This is a genomic window from Pseudomonas corrugata (assembly GCF_001269905.1).
In the GTDB taxonomy this organism is placed as follows: Bacteria; Pseudomonadota; Gammaproteobacteria; order Pseudomonadales; family Pseudomonadaceae; genus Aquipseudomonas; species Aquipseudomonas corrugata.
Genome location: NZ_LHVK01000015.1, coordinates 16,916 through 34,874, shown reverse-complemented (window position 1 = coordinate 34,874; position 17,959 = coordinate 16,916). Strand labels below are relative to the sequence as shown.

Sequence of the window (17,959 nt, the reverse complement as noted above, 5' to 3'; positions counted from 1 at the left end):
TCGCCCTGCTTCTCCAAATACTGTATGCATAACCAGTATCGAGAGCCCTCCCATGCAACTGATCGCCAAGCTCGGCATTCTCGCCGACGCTGCCAAGTATGACGCCTCCTGCGCCAGCAGTGGTGCACCCAAGCGCAGCTCTCGCGGTCGTGACGGGTTGGGGGCCACGGACGGCATGGGCATTTGTCATAGCTACACGCCGGATGGGCGCTGCGTTTCGCTGCTCAAGGTGCTGCTGACCAATTTCTGCCTTTATGACTGCCAGTACTGCGTCAACCGCCGCTCCAGCAACGTGCCGAGGGCGCGCTTTACGCCGGAGGAGGTGGTGCGCCTGACGCTGGATTTCTATCGTCGTAACTGCATCAGCGGGCTGTTCCTGAGTTCCGGCATCATTCGGTCGGCCGACTACACCATGGAGCAACTGGTACGCGTGGCGCGTCTGTTGCGGGAGGTGCATCAGTTTCGGGGCTATATCCACCTCAAGACCATTCCCGATGCCGATCCGTTGCTGATCGAGGAGGCCGGGCGGCTGGCCGATCGCCTGAGCGTGAACATCGAATTACCCAGCGAGGCCAGTCTCAAGCGCCTGGCGCCGGAGAAGCAACTGGTCACGATCCGCCAGGCCATGGGCACCATCCATCAGGGCCAGCAAGCAGTGGCCGGAGAAGCGCGGGCGCCTCGCTTTGCCCCGGCCGGGCAGAGCACCCAGGTGATTGTCGGGGCCGATGCCACGGACGATCATGCGATCCTGCGGAATGCCGAATCGCTCTACCAGGGGTATGGCCTGCGGCGGGTCTACTACTCGGCTTTCAGCCCGATTCCCGACAGCCCCGCCAGCGTGCCATTGGCGGCGCCGCCGTTGTTGCGCGAGCACAGGCTGTACCAGGCTGACTTCCTCATGCGCGGCTACGGCTACAAGGCGGGTGAAATCCTGGGGGGCGCCGGCAACCTGGACCTGGACATCGACCCCAAACTGGCCTGGGCTCTGGCGAACCGTGAGGTGTTCCCCCTCGACGTCAACCGTGCCGAACCCGCGTTGCTGGCGCGTATTCCGGGAATTGGCTTGCGCAGCGTGCAACGCCTGGTGGCGCTGCGCCGGGAACGACGGGTCCGCTACGACGATCTGGTGCAGTTGCGTTGCGTGCTGGAAAAGGCGCGACCGTTCATCGTCACCAGCGACTACCGGCCCGTCGACGCTCAGATGCGCAGCGGCCTGCTGCGGGCGCGCTTGCGTGAGCCCCAAGGGCCCATGCAAATGGGGTTGTGGGGATGATCGCGTTGGATTGCCAGGACGATTTCCTGGTATGGCGAGATCAGGCCCGCAAGCTGCTTGGCCACGGCATCGACCCCGCTGACGTGACCTGGACCCAAGGCCCCATGGCCGACCTGCTGGCCATGCCGACGCCGCTGCCGTCAGGCCCGGGTCCGTTCTCAGCGCGAGTGCCGGCGGCCTTGTTGACCCAGCTCGAGCAGGCTGGCCGTTACCAGGGCGAACAACGCTGGAGCCTGTTGTACGAAGTGCTCTGGCGCGTCGCCCATGGCGATCGCACGGCGATGCTCGCCGGTGATCGCCTGGGCAGCGAATTGCAGCGACGGATCAGGCAAGTCAACCGCGAGGCCCATCATCTCCATGCGTTTGTACGCTTCATACCCTTGCCGCAGGCGCTCGCCGAGCAGTTGCAACTGGACCTCGTAGCCTTTCACGAGCCGGCCCATGACATCCTCGAAAGCGCGAGCGGCCATTTTGCCGAGCGACTGGGCCGACAACGCTGGCTGATAGCGACGCCTCGCGATGGCATCCGGTTCGATGGCCAGGCCCTGGATTATCAGCGCCAATGTCCTGAGCCCTGGCAGCAGTGGGCGCGTCACGCAGAAGACCCGGACGCCGAGTTATGGCGTACTTACTATCGACACACCTTCAACCCGGCGCGGGTCAATCCGCAGGCACTCAGACAGCACATGCCCGGGCGATTCTGGCAACACTTGCCGGAGGGGGAGCTGATTCCCCGGCTGGTTGGGCTGGCGAGGCAGGGAAAGCAACGGGATGGGCAGGCGTTGGAGGTGGGGGAGAAGGTGGGGAAGCGGATCGTTTGGGGTGGCAATGGCTGAGGCCCCTGGGCCGGGGGCTGTGCTTTGCGTTTGAGTGACGGGAGGTTTCAGCTTATACCGATGCCTTGGCCTTGCCGGGCTTGGGCGAATCCATCATCTTATGTAATTCTTCAGCCATAGCGGCCAACTGTTTTTCCAAGCCTTTCACGTCGGCTTGGGTAACGCCGTTTGCGTAGGGTTTGTCTATTCGGGTCCGCTTTTGAGCTACTGGCGCCAAATGGTGGGCAGTCTGAGGTATCAGGGCCTGACGCAATAGATTATTAATAACGGTTTGATACCCAGCGCCGGCATTTTCGGCACATTCGCGAGCAGCCTCGATCACGTCGTCATCCCGCATGATGGTGATGCGTGTTTTGCCTTTGCTGCTCGCAACCGGGCCACGCTTGGCTTTGCTGAAATCGTATTCTTCTTTCATGGCTCAACCCTCCAGATACTGGCGCTGTTCATTGCTTGCCGCGAAGGATGGCTGCGCCCAAACCATACGACGAAATTTTTGTTTTCATCTACGGATTTGAGAGCCAATTCGTATCAGGGTAAGTCGTTGTGATTTCCCACGCCTCCCGGACATTTATGGACTCCCCTATCGGAAATTTCCCGCAATCCGCATCGCCCCCCGCCGACTATCCGCGAATCATCCCTCACGCTAAGTTTGGTCTGTCGCTGCACATTCAGCGGCAGGGTGTGGAAGCCCTCGCGAAAACCTGGCGCGTACCGTCGTTGAACTAACGGCAGACACCTTTTTTGTGTCTGTTGTTAAACTACGGCGGCTGTACGCGGGGCACCTCCGGGTGCGCCGGGTCCTAGGTTCTCGGTCTTCCACACCCGCGTACAGCTGCCACCTCATCATGTGGAAGTGATGCTGGCAGCTCTTTTCTAACCTAGAGAAATCAGCCAATGAAAACGCCCACCGTCAACGCTCCGAAAACCGTAGCCAATCCAAAACGGTCCATCGCTTTGCACCTCCTGCAAATCATCCAGACTTCCAACCCGGATTCTTTCTTCTCGCCAGCAATGACCCAATCCCAGGTTTGCAGCTGACCAGCCATCTCGCAGGAGTAAACAACCATGTCTCGCTACATGCCCATCACCGGTATCGAAAATAACTACCACGCCCTCCTGATCGACACGGAAGCACCCTTGGACGTGCTCCACGACACTGCGGCCTATCGCATCGCCGCCGTCACGCAACTGCTGGAAAACCTCGCAATGCGTTCCGACATCAGCACTGACGCCGTGGTCTTGCACGATTTCGCCCAGTTACTGGCGATCCCATTGCGCGACGGTTGTGACTTGCTGGATGTCATTGGGCGCCGACTGCATGCGCAGGTTCTGGCGTCATAACGAAGTGGGGCGACCGTGAAGGGCCGCCCGCTTTCAGTGCCGATTCGTAAAAAGTGTCAGCTTCGACCCTTCGCTCAGATCCGCTCCGCTCAAAGCCAGGTCAGTTCATCACCAGTACGAATACGGTGAATGCTGCCCACCGGCAAATGCTTTATTTGTGCAAATCCCGAACAGGTCCTGTGCCGTCCCCACTGTGTTCAAGCGCGGGACCTCTTTCTAGCATTCCTTCCCTCAACAACCAGGAAGGGAAATTCCCATGCAACGATTCACCCGCCGTTTCCTCGCCGCCTGTGCATTTTCCGGCATTGTCGCCAGCAGCGGCGCACTCGCTGAAAACCACCCAACCATCCGGGCCATGTCAGGCGCAACGCCGACCAGCCAGTTGCCTGTTGGTAAAACCGCGTTACTGGTGATCGATTTTCAGAACGAATACTTCACCGGTAAGATGCCGATTCCTGATGGCGCGGCTGCGCTGGCCAATACCCGTAAGCTGATTGCCTTTGCCGATGAGCACAAGATGCCGGTTTTCCATGTCCAACACATCGCCCCTGCGGGTTCGGCGGTGTTCGCGAAGGACGGTGAAAGCGTGAAGTTTCATCCGGACATGCAACCCAGGGCCCAGGATGTGGTGTTGCAGAAAACCACCGTCAGCGTCTTCGGCAGTACCGACCTGGACAAGCGTCTGAAGCGTGCCGGAATCGAGAACCTGATCATTTCCGGTCTCATGACCCATGCGTGTGTGGCGGGGGCCGCCCGGGATGCGGCGCCTTTGGGCTACAACGTACTGGTCGCCTCCGACGCATCGGCGACTCGCGCGATTACCCGGGTCAACGGTGATGCCATCGACAAGGACGCCTTGCACAAGGCCGCGCTGGCTGAAGTCGAGGATACCTTCGGTGATGTCATGACCACCGAGCAGATCATCAATTTACCGATACGCTGAGTCGATATGAATCAGATGCTCGCCATGGGCGTGTTCCGTTGCATTGTGGAAACCCAAGGTTTTTCAGCCGCGGCTGAGCGGCTGGACACCACTCATTCCTCGGTGTCGCGACACTTGCAGCAATTGGAAAGCGCCTTGGGCGTGCGTCTGCTCAATCGCAATACCCGACGCATGAGCCTGACCGCTGCCGGCGAAAGGTACTACGCGGCTTGCGTGGATATCCTGGACCGCGTCGAGGCCGCCTCCCGTGCCGCCACTCAGGAGCAGGAGCGTCCTTCCGGCCTGCTGCGGATCAGCGTGCCGCTGGTAACCGGTACGTTGGAACTGGCCCATTGGTTGCCGGTCTTCCAGCAACGCTATCCGGACATCCAGGTCGACCTGTCCTGCTCCGATCCCCTTGTCGACCTGGTGGCCGATGGGGTCGATGTGGCGTTGCGGATCTGCGGGCCGTTGGCCGACAGCAGCCTGGTCGCCCGTTTGCTCGGGGTGTCATCGCAAGTCTTGGTGGCGGCGCCGAGCTATGTAGCCAAGTACGGTCTTGCGCACAGCGTCGTAGAGCTCAATGAGCACCGGCTACTGACGTATGCGTCGGCCACCCAGTGGTCGTTGGTCAGCGAGGGAGGGGAGTCGATGACACTGGATTGCGACAGTGCCTTTCATACGGACACCATCACCGCCTTGCACGCGTGCGCCTTGTCAGGCGGGGGAATCGCGGCGTTCACCCTGGCGACGGTGCGGGACGATCTGCTGACGGGAAGGTTGGTGCGGATTCTGCCGGAATACACCCTGGGGATGAGGCACTACTATGCGCTGTACCCTCATGCCCGGAACTTGCCCCTCAAGGTCCGCGTGTTTGTTGATCACATGGCCCAGTACTACGAAGGAAAACTCTGAGTGGGGGATGGAAATGTCCTCCGGGAAACGGGTTCAGCTTTTCATGGCCAGCTTGGCGGCTTGTTGTACCTGGGCGGCAGACAGGCTTCCATTCTTGCTCAGTTTTTCCAGGGAGGCGCTCGCTGTCATCAGGCTGGCGGTGAGTGTCGAGAGCGTCGTCTGCAACGCGCTGATTTTCGTCTGCTTGGTTTCCGGGGACATACTCTGATCGGCCATGAGTGCCTGCATTTCTGACTGCTTTTCCTGGATTTTCTGCTTCAACTCCCGAATCATTTTCAGGAGCTTCTGCACCTGGTCAGGCAACCCGCTTTCTTCAATGTCCTTGTTGGCATTGGCGGAGCGTTCATTCGCGGCTTTTTGGAGGCCAACGCCTGACAGCGTCACTTTTACCCCTTCAACTTGCGTGCCGGTAGACGGTTTGGTTGCCGATGCCTCCGATATTTCATCCGCTGATTTATTTGGCTCTACGCTGAACACGGAGGGTTGGCTGCTGTTGTAGGTCGGTGCGCCGGTAATCATGTTCAGTCCCTGGATGAGTTGGATACTGGAAAGCTATCGGCATGTGGTTTAGCGCCTTTAGATCTTTTGGGACAGAGAATTGTTAAAGAGTGTATTCCCGGGAAAAAGACGACCAGGCACGTCGATTCCCGCTTGTTGACAGCGTACGTTCGTCTCTTCAAACAGCGTCTGCCGGCTATCGCAACGAAGCCCCCTCCAACGTCTTCCACAGCTTGCGCATCGTCGGGTTCCGATTGTCAATCGCACAGTACGAGCGAATCTCCAACTGCGTGCTCCATTCGTCGCCCCCGGCCCTGACAGCCCTGAACCCTGGCGCCTCGATGTACCAGATAGATTATGTTTGGCTGTCTAGGGGCTGCTTCGCAACCCAGCGGGGATAAATCCCCTCGCCACAGGATGATTTGCATCAAGCCTTGTTCCGTAGCCCGGCAATATCCCGCTTGGGTGGCGCGCCAAACAAGCGGCCATATTCGCGGCTGAACTGGGAGGGGCTTTCATAGCCCACTTTGAAGGCCGCGTTCGCCACATCCATGCGTTCGTTGAGCATCAGACGTTTTGCTTCGTTCAGTCGCAGCCATTTCTGGTACTGCAGCGGGCTCATCGCGGTGAGTTGGCGGAAGTGATGGTGGAACGTCGGGGCGCTCATTTGCACGCTCGCCGCGAGGTCTTCCACGCGGATGGGGGCGGTGTAGTTCAGTTTCAGCCAGTCGATGGCCTTGGCGATCCGGTAGCCTTGGCTGTCGACGGAGGCGATCTGCCGCAGCCGGGCGGCCTGCTCGCTCATCAGCAGTCGATAATGGATTTCGCGCAGGATCAGCGGCGCCAGTACCGGTATTGCATCCGGCTCATCCAGCAGGGCCAGCAGGCGTACGAACGGCGCGAGCAGATCGGGCGTCACCGCGCCGATGTTCGCACCGACCCCGACGGGGCGATCCCGGGCGGGTGCCAGGCTGCCCTGGGCAACCAGGTCGGCGACCAGGCGCAAGTCGAGTTTCAAGACCAGGCCAAGGCAGGGCTGCTCCGGGCTGGCCTGGGTCACCTCGGAATCGGCGGGCAGGTCCAGCGAGGTGATCAGGAAGCGCGAGGCATCGTAGCCAAAGGCCTCGCCGCCGAGCCACAGTTGTTTTGCACCCTGGGCCACAAGGACGATGCTTGGTCCGATCATGCAAATGGCAGGCGGCGTCGGGGCTTCACGCCGAAACAGGCTGAGGCCGGCGATCGATGTTTCAAAGTCTCCCGTTCGGAGGGCCCGCGCGCCAATAGTGTCGGCGAGCGTCTCTTGCAATGATGTGCGGCGGATCGTCATGGTGGGCAGGCTTCATGTTGGCTTGAGAGCTTTAGGCAGAACATTACCTCGCCAAGCGAAGCGTTGACCATAGGGTACGTGCAGGTTCACAGAATCGGGCAAGAATCACAGAGAAATACTCTACCGGTCATCTGGAGATAACCGCTGAAATGATCGTGAGCTGCCGTGTGTTTCCCAGGTCATGAGCGACCCGGTCTTGCTGCCCGGCAAAAGCGCCACCTCCAGCGACAGGATACCTACCCGATGACCGATACCCCTTTGCCGAGATCACCCGGCCAACCCGCCTGGAGTGCTGTACTCGCCATGGCGCTCGCCGCGTTCGCACTCGTAGCGTCGGAATTCATGCCGGTCAGCCTGCTGACACCGATCGCGGCGGACCTGCATGTCAGCGAAGGGCAAGCCGGCCAGGGCATTGCCGTTTCCGGTGCCTTTGCGCTGATCACCAGTCTGTTCATTGCCTCGATTGCGGCCAGGGTCGCCCGTAAATGGCTGCTGTCGGGTCTGACGCTGCTGATGATCCTCTCCGGGGCGGTGGTCGCGCTGGCGCCTGATTACCTGACGTTCATGGTGGGGCGCGCCTTGATCGGGGTGGCGATCGGTGGCTTCTGGTCGCTGTCGGCGGCCACGGCCATGGCACTGGTGCCGGACAATCATCTGCCCCGTGCCTTGGCCATCGTCAATGGCGGCAATGCCCTGGCGACGGTGGTGGCGGCGCCGTTGGGCAGCTTCCTGGGAGCGATCATCGGTTGGCGTGGCGCGTTCTTCTGCATCGTGCCGGTTGCAGCGATTGCCCTGGTCTGGCTGCTGTTGCGGATGCCGACATTGCCGGTACGGCGCACTCGAACCCAACGCGGCAGCGGCAATGTATTCAGGTTGATGACCCGCGCGCCGGTTGCGTGGGGCATGTTGGCGGTCAGCTCGTTCTTCATGGGGCAGTTCATGCTGTTCACCTACCTGCGCCCGTTCCTTGAAAGCGTGACCCAAGTGAGCGTGTCACTGCTTTCGTTCATGTTGCTGGTCATCGGCGTGGCCGGTTTCCTGGGCACGTTCCTGATTGGCGCATTCCTGAAAAATGGCTTGTATCGGATCCTGATCACTATCCCGTTGTTGATGGCGGCGATTGCCATTGCGCTGGTGGGGTTCGGCGCATCCGTGGTTGCCACGACCGTCTTGCTGGGGTTCTGGGGGCTGGTGGCGACTGCCGCACCTGTCGGATGGTGGACCTGGCTGGCGCGGACTCTGCCGGACGATGCCGAGTCCGGAGGCGGGCTGATGGTGGCGATCGTCCAGCTCGCCATCGGGGCTGGCGCGACGGTCGGCGGCGTCCTTTTTGATTTGAACGGCTACCAGGCGACCTTCGAAACCAGCGCGGCGGTGCTGGGCGTTGCTGCGATCCTGGCCGTGTTGGCCGCCCGTGCTGCGGCTCGGGAATCGACAGCGATGCCGGAGCCTGCGGCATTTGGCGCGGCAGGTGGCTGAGCATTCAGGTGACCGTTGAGCGCTTGCGGTTGGTGGCCTATTGATATCTTGCTAAGCTCTACTTTTGCGATCTATCGAGCCGTCAGTTGTGTCTAGCGAACGAATTTCCCAGTTGGAGCAAGCCCTTATGGCCGTTATTGCTGCGGCGGGGAAAATGGGTATCTGCAGCGATGAGCTGTGCGCCCAGGCGGTGGGCGGATTGATGTCCGATCACTACTGGAGCTGGGCGAATGCCCAACATGCACAAGGCGCGGCCGACGAGATCGACAACGCCCTGAATGTTCTGCTGAGACGCCCGATGGCGCAAATGAAGTCGCCGGACACTGAAGTCGGTGACGGCGTGACATTCCAGTTGCCCTCTCAAGCCTGCAATTGAACCGCGTGGGTTAAAGCCCCAAACCTTCCTCTACCAGTGCAAGCAGCGCATCTTCGTCCAGTGCTACGGGCTCGGGCTGCGGTTTTACGCTCGACTGGACATGCCAGCGCGATTCGCCATGCGCACCGACGCTTCGCAGAAGGCAGCGTGTCTGCCCCTTCAGGTGGATTTCAATACAGCCCTCTCCATGAGAGGAGAAGCGGGCAATCGGGTCGAGCTCGATGCGGTGATGGTTCCCTTCCATCACCAGTTGATCAATGGCGTAGTTGTACGTCGATCCGCTGGAATGGCTTTCGAACACGTGAGTGGGATTGCGCCGAATCGTCAGCCCAGCCTCGCAGACCGGCGCCAGCCAGGTTTCGATCTGGTGGTACAGCTCATAGACCTGGGCGGGCCAATGTTCAATCGCCAAATCAGCGTTGTTATCAGTGTCGGCACGGCTTTGCCGGGTCTGCCTCAGTTTGGCTGCCAGCTCGTCTGCCTTGCTCATGTCGATGCTCCCTGTCGTAGTGATGAGGTGAGCTTAGTTGATGGGGGCAGCTGTTCAGTTGCGCTGGGTCAGGGGAAGGCTTTGGAGTGTAGGGGCGAGCAAACTCGCTCCCACGGGGTTCCGGTTGAACCTGATCTCAGCTTGGTATTAGCGCCGTACCTGATATTTCGGCGTCGCCTGCGTCGAGATTTCGTGGTCGCTTTCCTTGGTAGGTTGCGCAGTCATGTGCGGCAGCGAAGCGACGTGAACGGTTCGCGCAGGAATCGCGAAGCGCACGCCGATTTTCGCGAATTCTTCCATCATGCCCAGGTTGATCGCCTGCTGGATGTCCATGTAGATGTTGTAGCCGGGGTCCAGCACGATATACACCGTTTCGAATTCCAGCGCGCTCTGGCCGATACCGCGAAAGTGCGAGCGGTCGAAGCGGGTCTTTTCCTGCGCCTTGATGATGCGTTCGACGATGACCGGCACCTGCCTGAGCTGTTCCGTGGAGCAGTCGAGGGGCAGGGCGAATTCGAAAACGATGCGTCGTTCCTGAAGCCGTTTGTAGTTCTGGATGGTGGTGCTGATCATCTGCGCGTTGGCCATCACGATCTGTTCGCCGCCCAGGCTGCGGATCCGTGTGGTCTTCAGGCCGACGTGTTCGACGGTACCGGCCAGGGAACCGACGACGATGAAGTCGCCGACTTCGAAGGGTTTGTCCACGGCAATGGACAGCGAGGCAAACAGGTCGCCGAGGATGTTCTGTACCGCGAGCGCCACGGCGATGCCGCCGACGCCGAGGCTGGCGATAAACGCGGTGATATTCACACCGAGGTTGGAGAGCATCGCCAATAGCACCATGCCCCAGAGAAATACCTTCGCGCCCCACAGGCTAAGGGTCGCCAGGGCACTTTTCTGATGGATTTCGGTGTGGTTGTGGCGGGCAAAATAATGCAGGAGCGCTAGGGCGATCGCCCGGTTGGCCCACAGTCCCATCTGCAGGGCCGCCACTACGAACCAGAGACTGCTGACCCGACCGAGCCAACGCGCCGGCAAGTCCAGGACGCCGATGCCGATCAGGATCGAGGCCAGCAACAACAGAGTGTTGCTGGTGCTGGAGAGCACTTCGACGGCGATGTGGCTGAGATAGGCGTTCGGCTTTTGCGCCCGGGTCCGTACATTCCTCAGGAGGAAGCCGATGCTCACCCTGGCGACGATAAAGCTCACTGTCATCACGCCGAGGGCGAGCAGCCAGTTGGCGATGGAGATGCCCAGCAACTGGGTATCGGTAAAGATTTCAAGGGAGCTTGAGTCCATGGATCGGTCACCTGCGCCGTTGCGTTTCGGATTCCGGCCCTATCGAGTACAAGTCATTAGCGTGAGAGTCTGGACAGGGCCACGAACTTCATTAGGCGGTGTGAGGTATGGGCCGTTCAATTTTGTTACCTGCCAGCGGTTGCGGGCACCGAGAGGTGCGGCGTAATTTCCAGTGCAAGTCCGATGAAAGAGTGAAAGCCATGCACATGACTGCACTGAGTGACGATGATCTGGGCCCCTTGCGCGAAGCGCTCATCCTGGCCGGTTTGCCTGCGGATGACCTGAGCCTGCCCGGCCGGCGGTTTTTCAGGTTCAGACAGCAGGACAGTGACCTGGCGTTTGGCGGGATCGAGGGGGCGGGGCTGCCCACGGTTATCAGGTCCAGGAGCGTTCGCTGGCGCCCACGTCAATCGGTGCGACGGTTCAGTTCAGGAGCTTATGCCCGGCTTCGGCCACTTACCTGAGCAAGCGACTCACTTAACGCAACAGGTGTACCGCCAGTCCGGCCAGCCCGCACGCCACCAATACTTGGATCACGCCCCGCTTGTAGCGAAACAAAGCAATGGCCGCCAACAGGGCAATGATTGCCGATGGCCAATCCAGCGCACCGGCAAAGCCGCTGGGCCAGAGCACGTGGTAGCCGAAGAAGCACGCCAGGTTGAGGATCACGCCGACCACTGCCGCGGTAATCGCCGTCAGCGGTGCGGTGAACTTCAGGGCGTTGTGGGTCGATTCGACCAATGGGCCGCCGGCCAGGATGAACAGAAACGAAGGCAGGAAGGTGAACCAGGTCACCAGGGTGGCCGCCACGGCGCCGGCGAGAAAGGCCTGTTCGGGGCCGAACACCTGCATCACATAGCCGCCAACGAAACCGACGAAAGCCACCACCATGATCAAGGGGCCTGGGGTGGTTTCACCCAGGGCCAGGCCGTCGATCATCTGTGTCGGCGTCAGCCAGCCGAAGTGTGTAACGGCTCCCTGATACACGTAAGGCAGAACCGCATAGGCGCCACCGAAAGTCAGCAACGCCGCCTTGGTGAAGAACCAGGCCATCTGCGTGAAGGTGCCTTCCCAGCCGAACGTCAGAGTCAACAGGCCCATCGGCAAGATCCACAGCAAGGCACCGATGACTGCCAGACGGATCAGCCTGAAGCTGCTGAACCGGGCATGGTCGGGGGGTGGGGTGTCATCGTCGATCAGGGCTGGCCCGAAGGATCGATGCCCGGCGGCCTGGCCGCCGAGGCTGAATTTTTCCGGCGCCCAGCGACCACCGAAATAGCCGATGACGGCGGCCCCCATCACGATCAGCGGAAAGGGGACATTGAAAGCGAATATTGCAGCGAACGACGCGATGGCGATTGCCCACAACCCACTGTTCTGGAGCGCACGGGAGCCTATGCGGTGAGCGGCATGGGCGACTATTGCCGTCACGGCGGGCTTGATGCCATAGAAAATGCCGGCCACCACCGGCACTTCACCGAAAGCGACGTACAGCCATGACAATGTGATGAGGATAAACAGCGAAGGTAGTACGAAGAGCGCGCCAGCGATGACTCCGCCCCGACCACGGTGCATCAGCCAACCCAGGTAGGTCGCCAACTGCTGGGCCTCGGGTCCCGGCAACAGCATGCAGTAGTTGAGGGCATGCAGGAAACGCCGTTCGGAAATCCAGCGCCGGCGCTCCACCAGCTCCTGATGCATGATCGCGATCTGTCCTGCCGGCCCGCCAAAACTGATGAAACCCAATTTGAGCCAGAACCAGAAAGCTTCGCGCAGGCTGACGGTCGAGGGGGCTTCGATGGTTTGGGAGGGTTTTTCCATGGTCGGCGGTGCACTTGCAGGTGGAAGGCGATCTACGTTATGGGGCGTTACGTAATTTGGATAGCCCCCGCCAGGGTTTCCCTGTAAAAAACACCTCCCTTCACCGGCTTGAAACATAGTCCTTGAACACTCACCGACCGAATCGACGTCACTGCTTTCTACAGGGCTGCCCAAGGAGCGGGTCAATGAAACAACGTTTTGCGATAGCCATGCTGCTCGCGCTGACTATGGGCTGCATGGGAACGGGCAATGCCCGTGAGTCACGTAATGCCCGGGCGGAGTCCGTCGCCGGGGTATTCGATTACTACCTGCTGTCACTGTCCTGGTCCCCGACGTTCTGCCTCACTCACTCGGGCGATGCCCAATGCTCCGGCAAAGGCTATGGCTTTGTCCTGCACGGCCTCTGGCCGCAATACGCCAAGGGTGGCTGGCCGCAATCCTGTGAGCCGAGGGTGCCGCTTACGGTTAGCGAGCGGGAAAAGGGCCTGACGCTGTTTCCGACCCGCAAGTTGCTGGAGCACGAGTGGACCAAGCACGGCACTTGCAGCGGCCTCGGCGCCATGGGCTTTCTGGAGGCGTCCGACAAGGCGTTGGCGAGGGTGAAGATTCCGTCGCAGCTGCAACCCCCTGGTTCCTCGTACTATTTTGAAGCCGAGGAGATCGCCCGGCTGTTCCGTCAACGCAACCCCGGTATTCCGGCCGATGGTATTGCAGTCATCTGCAACGGGCCGCAATTGTCGGAAGTCCGAGTGTGCATGGACAAAAATCTGGTGTTCACCCGTTGCGGCAGGGGCGTCAGGACGCAGTGCCGGGGCGGAGATATCCGGGTGCCGCCAGTGCGTTGACAGCTCTTGTGGCGAGGGGATTTATTCCCGCTGGGCTGCGAAGCGGCCCTGAACCCTGACTCCACGGTGTATCAGACAAGACATCGGTTGGGACTGCCAGGCAGCCCCGCGAAATAAATCCCCTCGCTACGAGAGTCTGGTGCTGATTTTGGATCCGCCTTCCCGCCCATCAGCTGGGTCGCACCGGCAAATTGCCGCCCTACAAGCGGTAGGCTAAGCTCTCGCCTATAGGGGGCTTTGAGCGATTCGCTCATGCTTTGCCCTCCCGGGAATCCGTTTGCCTATCCTCATCCATGATCCGCTCAATACCCCCGGCGGTGCCCTCAAGCGCCTGCCGTTGCTCAAGGCAGCGGTGGCGTTTATCGCGGCGGTCTGCCTGTGCCTGTGCGGTTTGCTTTATCTGCAACTGGAACAGTCCCGACGCCACGACCTCGAGGCCGCGGGTATTGCCTCGGCCAACCTTACCCGGGCCATGGCCCAGCAGGCCCAGGATACTTTTGTGCAGGCTGACCTGGTGCTGAGCAGCCTGACCGACTGGATTCAGGTCGATGGCTTCGGCCCGGCGCTGCAACCGCGTCTGCACAAAACCTTTGCCCGACGCGTGCAGTCACTGGAGCAGTTGCACGGCCTGTTTCTGTTCGACAAGAGCGGGCACTGGGTCGTTACCTCCTTTGATGACTTGCAAAAAGGCGAGGGGGTGGCGGACCGGGAGTATTTCGTTTTCCATCAGCAGAACGCTTCGTTGATCGCCCATATCGGGCCGGCTATTCGCAGCCGACAAAATGGCGATTGGATCATCCCCATCTCCCGGCGCGTGAATGATCAGGACGGCAATTTCCAGGGCGTGCTGCTGGCCGGGATCAAGATGTCCTACTTCGATAAGTTCTTCAAAAGCTTCAGCCTCGACGACAAGGACGAGATGACCCTGGCCTTGTCCGACGGAACCTTGCTGGCCCGCCGTCCCTTCGATGAGACGCAGATTGGCCGGACCGTGTCCCAGGAGAGCCTCTTTCGGCATGACCCGCGGATCAAGGACCCCGACACCGCGATGATCCGCTCCGCCGACGGCGTTGTCAGGCTGTATGATCACCGGCACTTGCAGGCCTATCCGCTGATGGTCACTGTCGCAATGTCCGAAAAGGCGATCCTCGCCGGCTGGTATGGCAAAGCCTTTCAGTCCAGTCTCATCGTGGCCCTGGTGGTCACGGGCATTTGCTTGTTCGGTTGGGTGTTTGTGCGCCAGGTGCGTAACAGCGAGCGGATCGAAGCCGACCTGCGCAAGGCCCAGGAAGCGTTGAGGCTGATTGCCACCCATGACAGCCTGACCGGGCTGGCGAATCGTCGGCTGTTCGAGCGGGCTCTGGACATCGAATTTGGCCGGGGCGCCCGCCAACGCTCTCCGTTAAGCCTGATCCTGCTCGATATCGACTACTTCAAGCGCTACAACGACGCCTACGGGCATGTGGCCGGGGACCATTGCCTGGCGGAAGTGGCGAAATTGCTCAGGGGTTGCTGCCATCGCAAGGCCGACCTGGCTGTACGTTATGGTGGTGAAGAGTTCGCCGTGCTGCTGCCCGATACCGACCTGCAGGGTGCCATGACGTTGGCTGAGCAGATCCGCCGGAGTCTCGTCGATAAGCACATCACTCATTCCGGGTCCCCCACCGGCTATCTGACGATGAGCCTGGGCTGCCACGCCTTCGTGCCAAGCAGCCTGGACAGTATCGAGGTCTTTATCCAGAGGGCCGATGCGGCGCTTTATCAGGCCAAGCACAGTGGCCGCAATCGGGTGGCGGTGTGGTCGATTGAAGGTGGCCTCGATACGCTGGAGCGTTCGGACCGTTGAGATCCGTTGGAATCATCGCCGGCTGAAGAAGGTCCATTGCTCAGGCAACTCGCCGTCAGTTGATCGGACAGGAGCAGGTAAATGGAGACCGCCGCCGATATTCCTTCCAATGTCATGCGCCACACGCCGATTACCCGGCGCCTGGTGGTCGCGGTCGCCGGGTTGTTTGTCCTGGGCGTCCTGGTGGCCGTTGCGGCATTGTTCAACATTGCACGGGAGCTGGACGCAGAGGACGTGCGCAAGACGCACTTCTACACCGAGCGCGCCGTGGAAAATCGCATCATTGCGTCAAAAAACTACATCACCAGCTACACCTACTGGACCACCGCCTATGAGCACCTCAACGGTGAGGTCGATGTGCAGTGGGCCTACGCGGAACAGAACATGGGCAAGACCCTGTTCACCAATGATGGGTATGAGGGTGTGTTCGTCGTCGACCGTGAGCGCACCAAATACGCGGTGGTGCGGGGGCAAAATGTTCAGGCAGAAGCGACAGCGTATCTCGACCTACCGTTAAAGGACCTGGTGGATCAGCTCCAGGGGCAGTCTGATCTCACCGTTCCTGCGGTCCGCTACACGTTGTTCGATGGCTGGCCAGCCATCGTCACCGCGTCGGTGATCCTGCCGAATGACGAGCGTCCCCGGGTCGACGCCAAGGGAACGTCGATCCTGTTGTTCGTCGACCAACTGACCTACGTCAAACTGCGCGCGCTGGGCAAGCGTTATGGCCTCACCGACCTGAATCTCAAGAAGGACAACGCGCTTGCGCCCGGTCAGCCTGCGGTGCCGCTGGACAGCACCGGCTACAGCCTGGTCTCCCGTCTCGAACAGCCGGGCCGGCAATTGCTTTGGTCCTTGATGCCACCACTGGGTGGGGCGCTGCTGATCCTTGTGCTGCTCACTGCCTACTTTTTCCGCTACGCCCTGCGTACTGCAAGGCAGGTGGATGCCAGCTACGACAGCCTGGAGCGTTCGACCCTGGCCCTGGAAGCCAGCGAGGAGCGTTTCCGGGCCGTGGCCGAGGCCGCTTCCGACTGGATCTGGGAAATCGATGCTCAACAGCACATCACTTATCTGTCGGGCCGTTTCAATACGGTCACCGGTTTTCCCGCCGAGCAATGGCGGGGCCAGGACATCGAGCAACTGCTGTATTGCGACACCACCCCGATTACCCTGTGGCTGGGGAGCCTGACGGAAGAACAGAGCGCGAGCAACCTGCGTTGTTCCTACCGCGATCAATCCGGACAACTGCGCTTTTGCCGGGTATCGGCGCGGCCAATCTACGACAGGTCCGAAGTGGTCGGGTACCGCGGCACCGCCAGCGACATCACCGATGAGGTGGCTGCCCACGCCCAGGTCCAGCATCTGTCGATGCACGATGCACTGACCGGGCTGCCGAACCGCAACAAGTTGGCGCGGCACCTGGATGAGGCGCTGGTCGCCAAGGAGCATTCCGCTCCCTTGACCTTGCTGATGGTGGATCTGGACAACTTCAAGCCGATCAACGACTCCTTGGGCCACCCTGCCGGCGACGCGGTGCTGCTGGAAGTTGCACAGCGCCTGCGTGACAGTACCCGTGAGCAGGACCTGGTGGCGCGACTGGGCGGCGATGAATTCGTCGTGGTGCTCAGCGGGATGGAGAACACTACTGAGATCGACCGATTCTGCGCGCGGTTGATCGAGAGCTTGCAGCAACCGATTCACTACGAAACCCATGCCCTTCACATCGGCGCCAGCATTGGCGTTGCCGTGAGTCGTCGCCAGGGTTATGTGCCTGGCGAGTTGATTCGCTGTGCCGACATTGCCATGTATCAGGCCAAGTCCGAAGGCAAAAGGACCTGGTGTTACTTCGCCTCGCAGATGAACGACCAGATCCAGCATCGACGCCAGCTGGAAAGCGACCTGCGCCAGGCGCTGAAGAACAACGAATTCATCTTGCATTTCCAGCCACGCTACAAAGTCGACGGCCGGGAGATCGTAGCCGTCGAGGCATTGGTGCGCTGGCAACATCCCACCCAGGGCCTGCTCGGCCCCGACGCTTTCATTCCGCTGGCCGAGCAGACCGACCTTATTGTTCCGCTATCGCGTTGGGTGTTACGTGAGGCTTGCGAAACCGCGCTGACCTGGCCGGGGAACCTGATGGTTTCGGTCAATCTGTCGCCGGCGCAGTTCGAGCGCAGCGATGTGGTGGAGGACGTACGGCAGGTGCTGGTCGAAACCCGTTTCCCAGCGAGTCGCCTGGAGCTCGAGATCACCGAGAATGTGATGCTCAACGATGTGGACGGTGCCCTCCAGGTCATGAATACCCTGAAAGAACTGGGGGTGCGTCTGAACATGGACGATTTCGGCACCGGATACTCCTCCCTGGGGTACTTGCGCACCTATCCCTTCGATGGCATCAAGATCGACAAGCGCTTTATCGCGTCCATGAGCAACAGCAGCAACGACCGCGCGGTGGTCCAGGCGATCATCAACCTGGGCAAGGCGATGGGCCTGACCGTCACGGCCGAGGGCGTGGAAACCCTGGCCCAGTTGGGTTCGCTTGGTTCGGATCAATGCCATGAGGTACAGGGCTATTTCCTCAGTCGTCCGATCGATAAACAGGCTTTTTCGAACTTGTTGGAGAACCCGCAGGCGCTGCCGAAAACCGGTTCCTGAAAACCCCTGACGTCCTGGCACTTTGAGGTCCTT

At 60.4% G+C, this 17,959-nt stretch carries 17 protein-coding genes and 1 pseudogene; 11 read left to right on the top strand and 7 right to left on the bottom strand.

Annotated features, from left to right (window positions below):
• Nucleotides 1–52: 52 nt before the first annotated feature.
• Together AD665_RS20365 and AD665_RS20360 are read left to right on the top strand one after the other, a co-directional pair.
• On the top strand, nt 53–1,273 hold the full coding sequence (locus AD665_RS20365; RefSeq protein ID WP_024778270.1) for a putative DNA modification/repair radical SAM protein: 1,221 nt from the start codon (nt 53–55) through the stop codon (nt 1,271–1,273).
• On the top strand, nt 1,264–2,109 hold the full coding sequence (locus tag AD665_RS20360; RefSeq protein ID WP_080686217.1) for a TIGR03915 family putative DNA repair protein: 846 nt from the start codon (nt 1,264–1,266) through the stop codon (nt 2,107–2,109). Before AD665_RS20365 ends, AD665_RS20360 begins: the two co-directional genes overlap by 10 nt.
• A gap of 52 nt (nt 2,110–2,161) precedes the next feature.
• Here the strand turns inward: AD665_RS20360 and AD665_RS20355 are convergent, their stop codons facing one another.
• A complete protein-coding gene (locus tag AD665_RS20355) occupies nt 2,162–2,524 on the bottom strand; it encodes a BrnA antitoxin family protein (protein WP_053193420.1) in 363 nt (120 codons plus the stop codon).
• A 650-nt stretch (nt 2,525–3,174) separates the two neighbouring features.
• Between AD665_RS20355 and AD665_RS20345 the strand changes: the two genes are divergently transcribed.
• The 3 genes from AD665_RS20345 to AD665_RS20335 all read left to right on the top strand — a co-directional run bounded on the left by AD665_RS20345 (nt 3,175) and on the right by AD665_RS20335 (nt 5,287).
• Nucleotides 3,175–3,450: a hypothetical protein gene (locus AD665_RS20345; protein WP_024778274.1), complete on the top strand. Its 276-nt coding sequence runs from the start codon at nt 3,175–3,177 to the stop codon at nt 3,448–3,450.
• Nucleotides 3,451–3,706: 256 nt separating this feature from the next.
• Nucleotides 3,707–4,393, top strand: coding sequence for a cysteine hydrolase family protein (locus AD665_RS20340; protein ID WP_024778275.1), 687 nt, complete (start codon nt 3,707–3,709; stop codon nt 4,391–4,393).
• Between the two features lie 6 nt (nt 4,394–4,399).
• On the top strand, nt 4,400–5,287 hold the full coding sequence (locus AD665_RS20335) for a LysR family transcriptional regulator (protein WP_024778276.1): 888 nt from the start codon (nt 4,400–4,402) through the stop codon (nt 5,285–5,287).
• Between the two features lie 33 nt (nt 5,288–5,320).
• On the opposite strand, the gene AD665_RS20330 is transcribed toward AD665_RS20335, so the two are convergent.
• From AD665_RS20330 to AD665_RS20325, 3 genes and pseudogenes are all read right to left on the bottom strand, one after another.
• Entirely contained in the window at nt 5,321–5,806 is a 486-nt protein-coding gene (locus AD665_RS20330; RefSeq protein WP_231995046.1) for a coiled-coil domain-containing protein 60, read from the bottom strand.
• Between the two features lie 175 nt (nt 5,807–5,981).
• A pseudogene (locus tag AD665_RS27920) lies at nt 5,982–6,104 on the bottom strand (LysR family transcriptional regulator); the annotation flags it as partial.
• A gap of 108 nt (nt 6,105–6,212) precedes the next feature.
• Nucleotides 6,213–7,112: an AraC family transcriptional regulator gene (locus AD665_RS20325; protein ID WP_024778278.1), complete on the bottom strand. Its 900-nt coding sequence runs from the start codon at nt 7,110–7,112 to the stop codon at nt 6,213–6,215.
• 243 nt (nt 7,113–7,355) lie between these two features.
• Between AD665_RS20325 and AD665_RS20320 the strand changes: the two genes are divergently transcribed.
• Together AD665_RS20320 and AD665_RS20315 are read left to right on the top strand one after the other, a co-directional pair.
• On the top strand, nt 7,356–8,591 hold the full coding sequence (locus AD665_RS20320) for an MFS transporter (protein WP_053193419.1): 1,236 nt from the start codon (nt 7,356–7,358) through the stop codon (nt 8,589–8,591).
• A 127-nt stretch (nt 8,592–8,718) separates the two neighbouring features.
• Nucleotides 8,719–8,967, top strand: a complete 249-nt coding sequence (locus tag AD665_RS20315; protein WP_050593842.1) for a hypothetical protein — start codon at nt 8,719–8,721, stop codon at nt 8,965–8,967.
• A gap of 10 nt (nt 8,968–8,977) precedes the next feature.
• Here AD665_RS20315 and AD665_RS20310 read toward each other — a convergent pair whose 3' ends face one another.
• Both AD665_RS20310 and AD665_RS20305 read right to left on the bottom strand, forming a co-directional pair.
• Nucleotides 8,978–9,457: a hypothetical protein gene (locus tag AD665_RS20310; protein WP_024778281.1), complete on the bottom strand. Its 480-nt coding sequence runs from the start codon at nt 9,455–9,457 to the stop codon at nt 8,978–8,980.
• Between the two features lie 147 nt (nt 9,458–9,604).
• Nucleotides 9,605–10,756: a mechanosensitive ion channel family protein gene (locus AD665_RS20305; protein ID WP_053193416.1), complete on the bottom strand. Its 1,152-nt coding sequence runs from the start codon at nt 10,754–10,756 to the stop codon at nt 9,605–9,607.
• Nucleotides 10,757–10,956: 200 nt separating this feature from the next.
• Here AD665_RS20305 and AD665_RS20300 point away from each other — a divergent pair, with 200 nt between their 5' ends.
• Nucleotides 10,957–11,220 (top strand): hypothetical protein, encoded by a 264-nt coding sequence (locus AD665_RS20300; RefSeq protein ID WP_053193415.1) that lies wholly within the window; start codon nt 10,957–10,959, stop codon nt 11,218–11,220.
• Between the two features lie 13 nt (nt 11,221–11,233).
• Here AD665_RS20300 and chrA read toward each other — a convergent pair whose 3' ends face one another.
• Nucleotides 11,234–12,577: a chromate efflux transporter gene (gene chrA / locus AD665_RS20295; protein ID WP_024778284.1), complete on the bottom strand. Its 1,344-nt coding sequence runs from the start codon at nt 12,575–12,577 to the stop codon at nt 11,234–11,236.
• Nucleotides 12,578–12,762: 185 nt separating this feature from the next.
• Between chrA and AD665_RS20290 the strand changes: the two genes are divergently transcribed.
• The 3 genes from AD665_RS20290 to AD665_RS20280 all read left to right on the top strand — a co-directional run bounded on the left by AD665_RS20290 (nt 12,763) and on the right by AD665_RS20280 (nt 17,926).
• Complete coding sequence (locus AD665_RS20290) at nt 12,763–13,422, top strand: ribonuclease T2 family protein (RefSeq protein ID WP_024778285.1); 660 nt, start codon at nt 12,763–12,765, stop codon at nt 13,420–13,422.
• A 277-nt stretch (nt 13,423–13,699) separates the two neighbouring features.
• Nucleotides 13,700–15,268, top strand: a complete 1,569-nt coding sequence (locus AD665_RS20285) for a sensor domain-containing diguanylate cyclase (protein ID WP_024778286.1) — start codon at nt 13,700–13,702, stop codon at nt 15,266–15,268.
• An 81-nt stretch (nt 15,269–15,349) separates the two neighbouring features.
• Nucleotides 15,350–17,926 (top strand): bifunctional diguanylate cyclase/phosphodiesterase, encoded by a 2,577-nt coding sequence (locus AD665_RS20280; RefSeq protein WP_053193412.1) that lies wholly within the window; start codon nt 15,350–15,352, stop codon nt 17,924–17,926.
• The last annotated feature ends 33 nt before the right edge of the window (nt 17,927–17,959 follow it).